The organism is Paenibacillus sp. FSL P4-0081 (assembly GCF_000758565.1).
Classification (GTDB): Bacteria; Bacillota; Bacilli; order Paenibacillales; family Paenibacillaceae; genus Paenibacillus_AQ; species Paenibacillus_AQ phytohabitans.
On record NZ_CP009280.1, the window covers coordinates 470280 to 482841 of the forward strand.

The window sequence follows — 12562 nt, forward strand, 5'->3', positions numbered from 1 at the left end:
ATTATAGATTATAATGAATTAATTCCCAGATATATTTCTTCAAATTTTACATAAAACTCATCCCGGTTTTACCAAGCATGCATTGAACAGTTCGCCCGGTAAACGTATCATTTCCAAATGATCATAACTTTCATTTGGGGGGAAAAGAAGTGAAGAAGAGGTTTAAGCTGCTAAGCCGAATGCTTGCAGCTGCATTGCTGACGGCTTCATTGTTCACCGCTGGTTATATGCCGTTACTACCGGCCAGTGCAGAGCCTGCAGACACAGGTGCTAATCCGGCTGAGGGAACGGATAACTCAGGATCAGCATCTGCTGCAGAGCCTGCCGCCAGCGGTGCAGACGGAGAAATATCTCTTGTTGCCGGTGAGGATGCTCCCATGTCAGCTGCTGCTGCAGAGGGAACATTGATCGCCAAGGACAGTGGATGGGTGTATCTGGATGACGGTTCTGATCAGGCTACGGTCTGGCAGGATGTCTATTTCGATGACAGCAGCTGGAAGCAGGGACAAGCCCCGCTCGGCTATGCCGGCAGCGGCAAAGGGCTGGATCTGAACACCTGGATCGGTTACGGCACGGATTCAAGCCAAAAATATACAACATCGTATTACCGCAAGGAATTTCAGATTGACGACCCGGCAGCTATCCTTAAGCTCGCGGCTACGCTGGTCCGGGATGACGGCGCAGTTGTGTATCTGAACGGTCAGGAAGTCTACCGCACGAACCTGCCGACGGGTACGATTCTCTATAATACTTATGCTTCTTCGGCCATCGGCGACGAGCGGCTCGATAATAACTTCAATATCGATCCGGCTCTGTTACTGAAGGGCACAAATGTAATTGCCGCCGAGGTACATCAGGACAGGGGCGGCAGCTCCGATACGTTTTTCTCCCTCGAACTCAACGCTTCTGCAGGGATATCCGCCTCGAAAGACCACGGATTACTTGGTCAATATTACACCGGTACCGAGACCTTTGAGTTCGGTGATTATAAGTCCACACGAATTGATTCCCAGATTAACTTCAGCAATCTGGACCCCGTTCTCCAGACATGGACCGGACGTTCGGATGATGCAAATATCCGCTGGACAGGCCAGATCATGGCGCCGGAGTCCGGCGACTATACCTTCTATATGATCGGCGACAATGGTTTCCGGATGTGGCTTGACGACCAGCTTGTGATCGACCACTGGACTAACGACTGGGATGTGGAACAGACCAGCACTCCGATTACACTGCAAGGCGGAGTGAAGCACAACTTTAAAGTAGAATATTTCGAGGATTTCGGCGGATCGAACCTGTATCTGCGCTGGTCGGGTCCGGGGATAACGAAGCAGATTATACCTGCCTCTGCCCTTTACCTTCCGGTTGATTACAATGGCCCTGTCTACGGCAGCGTAGATTCTGGTGGTACCAGTGTAGCGCTGCAGCTCACGGGTGATCTGCAGCAGGTTTCGTCCGAGTTGGCCAGCCATCTGACAGTCAAGACGGACACAGCTGTGATTCCGCTCCTGAATGCGGTTCAAGGCAGTGCTCCTGATCAGCTTACACTGACACTTGGCTCCATCGTGAAGCCTGGGCAAATTGTGAACATCTCCTATGACGGGCAGGCAGGACTGAAGTTTACAGACGGTACATCTGCGGGCAGTTTCGTTTATAGTCCTGATAATATGTCAGAGGCCGTGGATTACTCACCGATTGCGATTGCAATGTCCTTCCAGAATGAAGCGAAGACCAACCGGTCCTTCGCCTGGTATACAAGCTATGAAAGACCCGACAGCGCACCAGCGGGGATTATGGACAGCATTGTAGAGATCGTGCCGGCAGACCAGGACTTTGACTCCCCAGTGAAGCAGCGCTTTGTTGGAGATCCTGCTGACACCAGGGCGCTTAATCTGAATATCACTAGCTCGACAAAAGGTGCTTTTATCAGCCATAAAGCGATTGCTACCGGACTTGTTCCCGGAACTGCTTATAAATACCGTGTGGGCAGTGACGGAAACTGGAGCGCCGCAGGCAGCTTCATGACTGAGGGGGAGAACGAAAAGGCATACAACTTCCTCTATATGACTGACTCCCAAGGTGCAAATACCAACGACTATGAGGTATGGGCCAAAACACTGAAGAACGGGCTGGATGATTATCCGGATGCCATGTTCCTGGTAATGACCGGGGATCAGGTCGATGCCGGATCGCTGGAGTCACAGTGGCTGGACTATTTCGGCAAGCCGCAGAACATGCTGATGAAGCTTCCGCTGATGGCGGCTGTCGGCAATCATGAAGGGCCGTATAACGATAACTATTATTATCATTTCAACTATCCGAATGATTCAATCGATGATCCGCTTCCTCCAGGCAGTGTCTATTCCTACGACTACGGCGATGCCCATATCATGGTGCTGAACACGATGGACATGGGCTGGGACGAGCGGCAGCGTAATTCCTTCGAACAGCAGGTTGATTGGCTGAAGCGTGAGGTAGCTGTAACGGACAAGAAATGGAAAGTGGTTGCTTTCCACAAGGCGGTCTATTCGCTCGGGAACCATGCACTGGACAGTGATATTCTGGCGCTGAGAGAGAAGATGGTTCCGGTGTTCGATGAGCTGGGTATCGATGTGGTACTGCAGGGTCATGACCATACCTTCATGCGCTCGTACCAGATGTATGAGGACAAAGCGGTAACGGATATTCAAAAAAACGGCGACGGCAATCCGCTGAACCCTGACGGTACGCTGTACATGATCAATAATTCCGCCGGTACGAAATATTACGATATCCAAAAGGGTGTAAATCCGTATTATGCCAATGTATATCAGCAGCCTAAAGTACCGATCTACTCCGGCATCACGATGACGGAAGACAGCTTCACTATCAATTCGTACAAATCGGGCGATGCAGCTCCATTCGATACGTACACCATTGTCCGCGATGACAGCAAGCCCGAACCGGTGAAGGAGCTGGCAGCTGGCAGGACAGAGGACAAGGCGGCCGTACTTACCTGGGTAAGACCAGCCGACAAGAGTGACGCTGATGCCGTCAGAGGCTTCCGGATTTATGAGAAGAACGGTAAACTCGGGACGAACTGGAGTGTTTATGTACCCGTGGAAGAAGCGCGGAGCCAGTATGAATATAAGGTAACGGGAACTAATCCGGCTGTGGATTATGAGTTTGTAGTCAAAGCCGTAGACAAGCGGGACAATTCCTCGGAAGCTACCGTGTTCTCCGGCGGTGAGCATCCGGCGGCACCGACCGCTCCGGTCATTGACGATGCCCGCAACACCTTCGGCTGGACACTCGTACCTGGCTACCCTGAAGCAGCTGACTATGAATATAGCTTGGACGGAGGCGAAACCTGGCAGCCGGTCACGGTGAACCCGCAGCCGATCCATGACGGCAGCTACGCAGCAGGCATGGTGCAGGTGCGCATCAAAGGTGATATGGCAGCCGGTACTCCAGCAGGAACAGCACTGCTCTCGGACAAGCCGTTCACGCCAAATGATTATACCGATACGTACGAGATAAAAGGTGTGCTTAAGCGCGATAATCAGCTTCAGGTGGAGGTCTCACTGGATCGTCTCGCGGAGTATACCGGCAGCGCTTATGTTGTCTTCGAACTGATGGACGGCGATACTCCGCTGCTGATTAACGCTATCCCGCTTACGAGCAGCCATCTGACGATGTCCCAGTACTACAATGTGAAAGGTGAAAACTACCGGGTCAAGGTTTTTGTATTTGACCAGTTCAACAACAACCTTGAAGTGCCTGGACAGCTTGCGAAACCGGTAGAACTTCAGTGATCAGGAAAGAGAGGAATCCGAAGGTGAAAAAAGTTGTAGCGGCCATTATGGTCTTATTGTTCCTGTGTTCACCTGCTGCAGTCTTCGCTGCTAACTCCTTCACGCTCCATTTGAGCGGAAAGGAGGCTGAGCGCGGCGGCAGCATCACACTGTCTGGAACGACACCGGGCCCGGGTGACCAGGTTGTTGTCAAAATCGTCAGCCCGGCCGGAACAGTGTTCTATATTGATGTCTTGAAAGCTGTAGACGGAGCCTATACCCAGCGGGTGTCAATTCCGGCAAGCCAGCTATTGGCTCCATCCGGAAGCTATAACGTGGTTGCCGGTTCCGGCGGAACAACCCTGACCCAAACATTCATGATTCCGGGAGAAGAGGAGCCGGGCGGGGGAACACCGGGTAATCCGGGTACTGGAACGCCAACGCCAACGCCGATAGCGACAGTGGCACCGACAGCGACAGTGGCACCGACAGCGACAGTGGCACCGACAGCGACAGTGGCACCGACAGCGACAGTCTCACCGACAGCGACAGTGTCGCCGACAGCAACAGTGTCGCCGACAGCAACGGTATCACCGACACCAATGGCGACACCGAGTCCGACTCCAGGAACTCCTGATTCTGGAACGCCAAGTAATCCGGGTACGCCACAGCCTGCTGGAACGGGCAGCGGCCAGACTTCTCCGGACGGCTTGATTCCTGCCGGAGCCGGGGAAGCCAGCTCAGCACGTATCAAGCCGGAGCTGTCCGGGGACGGGCGTTATCTGATTGGTACAGATACGCTGGCGCAGGCTATGCAGCAAGCTGCTGGCCAGATCACAATTGAGCTGCCGGCCACGGCTGGAGAAGCTGGAGTGGCACTTGAGCTCCCGCAACAATCGCTGAATCTGCTTAATGCAGGGAATACAGGCCTTGTACTGACGGATGGAGTAAGGACGATTTCTTTTCCCGCAGGTGCAATGAAGACCTCGGGTGATAATCAGACCCGGTTGCGGATTGTTCTGAATGCCAGCTGGAATAAGGAAGCCCAGTCACTGGTTAGCGGGTCTGTCCGCAGTGATGCCGCTTATGCTTCGACTGGCGTATTACTGTCGCTGGTCATTCAGACGCTAAACGGCAGCAATGTTACTGAGATCCATCAGCTGACTCAGCCGGCAGAGGTTAGCCTCAAGCTGGCGCCAGCGCAGATTGCCTCGATGAAGACGGAACTCGCCGGCATTTATTACGTGGACGGCAACAGTGCTGAATATGTAGCTGGCACGTTGACGGCTGGAACGGTAGCCTTCAAGGCGACCCATTTCTCTGCATATGCACTGCTTGTCTATGACAAGAATTTCGCGGATATGACCGGACACTGGGCTGAAGCAGCCGTGAAATCTCTTGCCGCCAAGCACCTGGTGAACGGTGTGGACGCTGCACATTATGAACCGGCCCGCGGCATTACCCGCGCTGAGTTCGCCGCCCTGCTGATGCGGGCTGCAGAGCGTACGGGAAACGTGCCGGCTGAAGTTGCTGCAGCACCGTTCGCTGATGTGCCTTCAAATGCTTATTACGCTAAGCAGGCGGCGGAGGCCGCAGCGACGGGTATAATGAACGGCTACGACGGGTCCTTCCGGCCAAATGACCGGATCACCCGCGAGGAAGCGGCGGTAGCACTGGTTAACGCTTCGAAGTACTTCAAGCTTGGGGCAGGCGTCCAGGCAGGTAAGGCTTATACTGATGCGCGGGAAATTGCCTCTTGGGCGACGGCCAGTGTGGCCGAGGCGGGAGCGAGCGGGCTAATGCAGGGAGACGGCACCGCATTCCAGCCGAAGAAGCAGGTCACCCGCGCTGAGGTGGCTGTAATGGTAGGCCGTCTGGTTCAGACCGGCTCTTCACTATAAGATGAAAGCGAGGGATTGGAATCTCATGCGTAAACAACTGTTCTCCATTCTGATGTCGGTTCTGATGCTGCTTGGCTTGCTGGATTCAGTGACTGCCTTTACGGTTACGGTATCCGCCGCGGAGGCTGGTATAGAAGTAGTTCCGGCGAAGAATGTTGCACTGAATGCACAAGTTACGGCATCAGGTCAATGTAATGTGAATGAACGGCCGCAATTTGCCGTAGACGGCAAGAACGACACCAAGTGGTGTGATAACACAGCTGCCAAGATCAAATGGATGAAGCTCGACCTTGGCAAGGAATATACGATAAACCAATGGACGGTGTACAACGCAGGGATCAATGAGAGCTCGAACAGCCCGTTCTGGAACACACAGAATTTCCGGTTGCAGAAGAGTGATGATGGCCAGAGCTGGAGCGATGTGGATGTTGTGCAGGGTAACGTGCAGACGGTCGTTGACCGGTATTTGCCCCAGCCAGTGACAGCCCGCTATCTCCGGTTCTATGTAAGCAAGGCTGCAGCGAACGGCGATACTGTCCGGCTGTATGAGCTGCAGGTATATGGAGTGGAAGCCGGGAAGTATCCGGCATATCCTGCAGTAAATCTGGAGCCGGTGGATTATGTCGATCCGCTTATCAACACCCTTGGAGATAACGGTCAGACGAATCCGGGACCGTCGACGCCGTTCGGACTCGTCTCCCTGGGACCTGACAGCGACGGCGGGGCGTTCAGCGGCTATTATTATCAGGATAAATACCTGAAAGGCTTCTCGCAGGTACGTTTCAGCGGTGTAGGCTGCAGTGGGGCAGGCGGCAACATCCTGATGATGCCTGAGACGCGTTCGTTCACGAAGAATGTGAATGAATATAAGCAGCTGTACGATAAAAGCAGTGAGCAGGCTTCTGCCGGGTACTATGGTGTTACGCTGGCATCAGGAATCGGCGTAGAATTGACGGCATCGGACAATGTCGGCTTCCAGCGCTATACATTCCCGGCATCCGCGAAGACGGGTTCTGTACTCGTGGATCTCTCCAATTCCTATGCCGGAATGCTTGATGCCAACCTGAAGGTGGAAGGCAGCAATGAAATTACGGGCATGATCCAATCCAAGAACGTATGCGGCAACGGGTATTATAAGCTCTATTATTCCATCCAGTTTGACTATGATTTCGATTCCTACACCTCCTGGCAGGGCGATACAACCGGAACGGAAGCAGTCCGTACCGGGGCGAACAGCGGAGTCTGGGTTAATTTCGATACGAATGGCGGCAAAGTGATCCAGGCTAAGGTCGGTCTGTCGGCGGTAAGTGTGGAACAGGCCAGAGCCGAAGCGAAGCAGGATATTGCAGACTGGGATTTCGACGCCCAGCATGCCAAGATCCGCAGCACCTGGAGCGATGTTCTGGGCAAAGTGGAAATCAAGGATGAAGATGAAGAGAATAAGAAAGTATTTTATACGCAAATGTACCATACGTACCTGCATCCGAAGAACGTGACCAGCTCAGCCGGAACCTTCAAGGCGGGCAGGGATGAGAATACGGTGCGCCAAGCGTCCGGGCTTGGTGAGGATTTTGAATACTATAACGGCTGGACGACCTGGGATGATTTCCGCAAATACTCCCTGTTCTCCGTGCTGGAGCCGCAGAAGTATAACAACATGGTGAAATCGCTGGTTGATCTTTACAAGACCAGAGGAACCTACACGCAATGGGGAGACGGTTATTGGCCAAGCCCGACGGTGCGCAATGAATTCAACGGTGCCGTCATTCTCGATGCCTATGCGAAAGGCTTCACGGACTATGACGTGTACACGGCGCTAAAAGGAATGGCAGTCGATGCGGACAACTTCTCGATTTCGGACGGCGAAATTTCCGGCAAGCTGGAGAAGGCGAAGAGTGCCTATTTCCCCATGAAGCTTGCTGCGCTGCTGGGCGACAAGAGTACGTATGAGAAGTATAAGAAACTCGCACTCTCCTATCAGAAGCTGTGGAATGCGAACCAGGTCGATGAGAACGGCGTCAAGACCGGGTTCTTTACCCCGAACGGTACAACAGTGGCCAAAGGGGATGTAACCGCAGTGGACAAGTATGCCTATCAGGGCAATCTTTGGACATACCGCTGGTCCGCTACACAGGACATCAATGGCCTGGCCAAGCTGATGGGCGGCAAGACAGAAATGGCGAAGCAGCTGCAGGATTTCTTTGCCCGGAATGAGTACATGGCTATCAATGAGCCGGACATCGACGTACCCTATCTGTTCAACTATCTGGGTTATCCTTATCTGACCCAATATTATGCCAGAGAATATACAACCGAGGTGGTTACTCAGAAATACCATAACCACGGGCCGTATGCTTACCCGATCCAATCGCGGGTCTACCGTGCTGATCCTGAAGGTTATCTGCCTTCTATGGACGACGATGCCGGGGGAATGTCCTCCTGGTATGTATACAGCGCAATGGGCCTCTTCCCCGGTAATCCGGGGGACGCCAATTTCCTGATCGGCTCACCCGTTTTCTCGGAGCTGACCCTGCATCTGGATAATGGCAAGACCTTTACTATTAAAGCGGACAATGTCTCCTCCGCCAACCGGTTCATTCAATCCGCCGCCCTGAACGGTCAATCGTATAATCAGGCCTGGATCGGCTATGATGATCTGATGAACGGAGGCACGCTGGAATTTGATATGGGAGACACGCCCAATTATGCTTGGGGGGCTTCGGCCAAATCGGCACCTCCTACAGCAGATTACGATGCTGACATTGAGAACACACTCTCCCGGACTTCATTGATCAGCGAAGGTTCAGAGTGGAAATATTATGATAAAGGCAAAGCCCCGGCGAATGGCTGGACATTAGCGGGCTTCAATGACAGCAGCTGGTCCTCCGGGCAGGCACCGCTCGGCTACGACAACAAGGGGTATGCCAAAACTGTGATCGGCTACGGTCCGGATGCCAGCAAGAAATATACGACGTCCTACTTCCGCACAACGTTCAATGCATCTGAGCTGCAGGACATACTGGAGCTGGACGCCGGTCTGATCCGTGATGACGGCGCCATCGTCTATCTGAACGGACATGAGATTATCCGGACGAACATGCCGGACGGGGCTGTGGCTTATGGTACAAATGCCAATGCTACAGTCGGAGACGAACGTGACTGGAACCGTTATGAGATCAATCCGGATTATCTGCAGGAAGGCATCAATGTGCTCGCCGCAGAAGTGCATCAGGTAAACTTCAGCAGCTCGGATATCGCATTTGATCTCAGTCTGGAGACAGTCAAGGAAATGGTGAAGCCTGACGCGCCAACAGCTCCGCTGGTGGACGATACGGCCAATACCTTCGGCTGGACGACAGTACCGGGCTTCACAAGCCCGGCCGATTATGAATACAGCACCGACGGCGGTGTGAGCTGGAAGACAGCTGCAGCGAATCCGCAGACGGTCGGACCGCAGGCCTTTGCGGCGGGCGCTGTACAAGTACGCATCCAAGCAAATGAGGAACGGAATGTCATGACAGGTGATGCCTTGGTTTCTAATGCCCCGTACACCTCGGACATCCTATGGGATGTGTACGATCTGAAGGCAGACGTGAAGCGCACAGGCAATATGACCGTAGAGGTATCAGGAACGCTCAAAGGGGATTATGTAGACTCGGCGGTTGCTGTAATTCAGCTGATGGACGGAGGAGAGCAGGCACTGCTGTCCAGTGCCGTACCGGTCCAGTCCGGCGGCTTCGAGCTGACGCAGAACTTCAGTGTGAACGCCAGCAAGTATCAGGTGAATATCTATCTGGTGGACAGCTTTAACGGCAACATCTACGACTCGTTGTGGCTGGCTGATCCTATTGAATCGCAGCCGGAGCCGGCACCGCAGAACCCTGGTGAACCAAGTGAACCAGGCGAACCTGGAGGAGAGCAGCCGGGCGGGGAAGATCCGTTGCCTGAACCGCTGCCGGTACCGGTGAAGACTCCGGTTGTACCTGACCCGGCGGAGGAACCGCAGCCACCGGTAGTGGATATGGGGACGGTAGAATTTGAGAACCGCACGGCCTGGTCGGATGCGGTCAATACGTTCAACAACAATAAGCTGAAAACTGAAGACGGCAATAACGGTACGGTGGTCGCCAATACCTTTACCGGCGCTTGGCTATCCTTTGCGGATATCGATTTCGGAACCAAAGGGACAAACCGGATTACGGTCGAGTATAATGCAAACTCTGACCGGACACCGGCGGATGCAGTGCTTGAGCTTCGGCTCGGGGCTGTAGACGGCGAGCTTCTCGGCAATGTGGAGCTTAAGAATACCGGTGCAGGGTGGACGCAATACAAGGCGGCGGCAGGAATCCTCAATCGTACACTGACCGGTAAGCAGAGCCTGTTCTTCGTGCTGAAGGGCAGTACCGACAGCAATCGTCCGTATATCGCCAATCTGGACAAGTTCATCTGGGACTACCAGGCGATCCGGACCGACTATACCAAGCTGGAGCTAGAGAGCTATGATGCCTGGTCCACAGATAATAATCCGGCCAACGGTGGTCCGCTGAAGACCGAGAACGGCATCAGCGGCAAGCAGGTTGCCAATACCTTTAGCGGGGCCTGGCTGGCGTACAAGGGAATGAACTTCGGCAGCACGGGCGTGAATCAGTGGTCGGTGGAGTATACAGGCAATTCAACGAATACAGCTGCAGATTCATCTGTTGAAGTCCGTCTGGGCGGAGTGGACGGTGAGCTTGTAGGCACTCTGTCAGCGCCGCCGACTGCAAATGCCTGGGGGACATACAAGACGGTGTCCGGGGCGCTGAGCAAGAATCTTACCGGCATGCAGGACATCTACCTGGTGTTTAGGGGCACAACGGATTCAACCTTCAAGTATATCGGTAATTTTGACAATGCGTCCTTCTCTCTGGCCGCAGCTGAGCCGGATGTTCTTGTGGAATTTGAGAACAAGACCGTTTGGTCCGATGCCAAAAATACCTTCAACAGCAATCCGCTCAAAACTGAAGGCAACAACGGCGGAACTGTAGTGGCTAATACATTTACCGGAGCCTGGTTCTCCTTTGAGAATGTTGATTTCGGCGTACAGGGCAAGAACTACGTGTCCATCCAGTACGATGCGCCGACCAATCGTGCCCCGGCTGACATCACAGCTGAGATCCGGCTGGGCGGCAAAGACGGCACAGTGATCAGTACGGTCAGTCTGCCCAATACAGGCGGAGCCTGGGGGAACTACAAGACTGCAGGCGCTCTGCTCAGTCAGACACTGACCGGCAAGCAGCATCTGTATGTCTCACTGAAGGGATCGACTACCTCGAGTCTGAATTATGTGGGCAACCTCGATAAACTAATCTTCACGAAGAAATGAAGGAGTGATTGCTGCAGAAGGCCCCTAGGAGACTAGTCTCCTAGGGGTCTTCTTTGTTGCTATTGCGATCCGTCAGGCATGCTATAGTACAGCGGCGCTTCCTCCTGCAGGGTGCCCTCCAGTATGCCCCCCTCCTTGCGCCAATACTCAATACCGCCAAGCATCTCCTTGACAAGGTAGCCCTGCGCAGCCAGTCTGGCTGCAGCTTTACTGGCTCCATTGCAGGCGGGTCCCCAGCAATACAGAATGAGTACATCATCTGTGGGCAGCTCCGGAGAAGTGTGGTTTATCCGCCCGGAGGGCAGGGAGAGGGCTCCCGGCAGGTGAGCCTCTTCATATGAACGGGCATCGCGGACATCGACCAGCTGAAAGCCGGTGATCCCTTCACGCAGATCGTAAACCACATCGGCCACATCGGTCTCGAATGCTGCTTTGGCTGTGAAATAGCGTACCGCATCCGCGGAGGGCGCTGCCGGAGCAGCCAGTACTTGAGATTTCGCCTGTAGTTTCATTGCGGAGTCCTCCTTGGTTAAATGGGTTGGTTTTATTATATAAGGGATCTATAATTGGAGTTATCTATAGTCTGTGATAGCAAATATCGAAAATATTGATAATTCAGGAGAACTGTGTATGGAATTAACCTATTTACGGACCTTTTGTACAGTGGCGGACCACGGAAGTTATACCCGGGCGGCAGAAGTGCTGGGTTACGCACAATCGAGTGTAACGGCGCAGATTGCCAAGCTGGAGGAGCTGTACGGAGCCATTCTGCTGGAGCGATCGGGCAGGGGGATGATTCCAACCTTCGCCGGCAGCAATCTGCTCCCGTATGCCCGGCAAATGCTGGCGCTGAGTGTGGAAGCTAAAGGAATAATCTCCGGCGGTGATCAGGGAGTGCTGAATATTGGAGCCATTGAGACGCTGGCCGCATATTATCTGCCTCACCGGCTGCACCGGTACCGGGAGCAGCATACCGGAATGCAGCTGCGGGTACAGCCCGGCTCTGAAGAAGATATCATCGCCGCAGTCAAAGATAAAACCGCCCATTTCGGTCTGATCTTCGATGTTCCGTATGCGTCGGGGGAACTGGTCACTTTGCCGCTGCGGGAGGAGCAGCTGTATGTGATCACCCATCCGGAGCATCCCTTGGCAGCCGAAAAGGCGGTTACCCCGGAGCATCTGGAGGGGGAACCGCTGGTGCTGACAGAGAGTACCTGCACGTACCGGAAGCAGCTGCTGCATGTGCTCAGGGAATCCGGTATAACTGCGCGTGTAGATATGGAGTTCGGGAATCTCGAGGGGATCAAGCAGGCCGTGAAGCACAGCTGGGGGACGGCCTTTCTGCCGCGGTATGCGGTAGAAGAGGAGCTGTGCACCGGCGTGTTAACCGGAATTCCCCTGGCCGGGCAGCTGGAGCCGTTCTATATTCAGCTTATCTACCGCAAGGAGCAGCGGCTATCCCCTGTATTCATGGAGTTCATTGCCCATATGCAGCTGCAGGAGCCTGTATAACACATCTTACA

The 12562-nt window shown here is 53.8% G+C and carries 5 protein-coding genes; 4 read left to right on the forward strand and 1 reads right to left on the reverse strand.

Features of this window, described 5'->3' with window-relative positions:
- Nucleotides 1-149 precede the first annotated feature (149 nt).
- From P40081_RS36130 to P40081_RS02160, 3 genes are read left to right on the forward strand one after another with little or no spacing between them, the layout of a single operon-like run.
- A complete protein-coding gene (locus P40081_RS36130; protein WP_052421637.1) occupies nt 150-3794 on the forward strand; it encodes a PA14 domain-containing protein in 3645 nt (1214 codons plus the stop codon).
- Between the two features lie 23 nt (nt 3795-3817).
- Entirely contained in the window at nt 3818-5674 is a 1857-nt protein-coding gene (locus P40081_RS02155; protein WP_042133001.1) for an S-layer homology domain-containing protein, read from the forward strand.
- 25 nt (nt 5675-5699) lie between these two features.
- Nucleotides 5700-11039 (forward strand): GH92 family glycosyl hydrolase, encoded by a 5340-nt coding sequence (locus tag P40081_RS02160; protein WP_042133003.1) that lies wholly within the window; start codon nt 5700-5702, stop codon nt 11037-11039.
- 59 nt (nt 11040-11098) lie between these two features.
- Here the strand turns inward: P40081_RS02160 and P40081_RS02165 are convergent, their stop codons facing one another.
- A complete protein-coding gene (locus P40081_RS02165; protein ID WP_042133004.1) occupies nt 11099-11551 on the reverse strand; it encodes a rhodanese-like domain-containing protein in 453 nt (150 codons plus the stop codon).
- A 118-nt stretch (nt 11552-11669) separates the two neighbouring features.
- Here P40081_RS02165 and P40081_RS02170 point away from each other — a divergent pair, with 118 nt between their 5' ends.
- Nucleotides 11670-12551 (forward strand): LysR family transcriptional regulator, encoded by an 882-nt coding sequence (locus tag P40081_RS02170; RefSeq protein ID WP_042133006.1) that lies wholly within the window; start codon nt 11670-11672, stop codon nt 12549-12551.
- Nucleotides 12552-12562 lie beyond the last annotated feature (11 nt).

What these genes read in the sequence shown, in the direction of transcription:
- P40081_RS02160 (WP_042133003.1), top strand. Translation starts at nt 5,700, where the DNA reads ATGCGTAAACAACTGTTCTCCATTCTGATGTCGGTTCTGATGCTGCTT.
- P40081_RS02165 (WP_042133004.1), bottom strand. Translation starts at nt 11,551, where the DNA reads ATGAAACTACAGGCGAAATCTCAAGTACTGGCTGCTCCGGCAGCGCCC.
- P40081_RS02170 (WP_042133006.1), top strand. Translation starts at nt 11,670, where the DNA reads ATGGAATTAACCTATTTACGGACCTTTTGTACAGTGGCGGACCACGGA.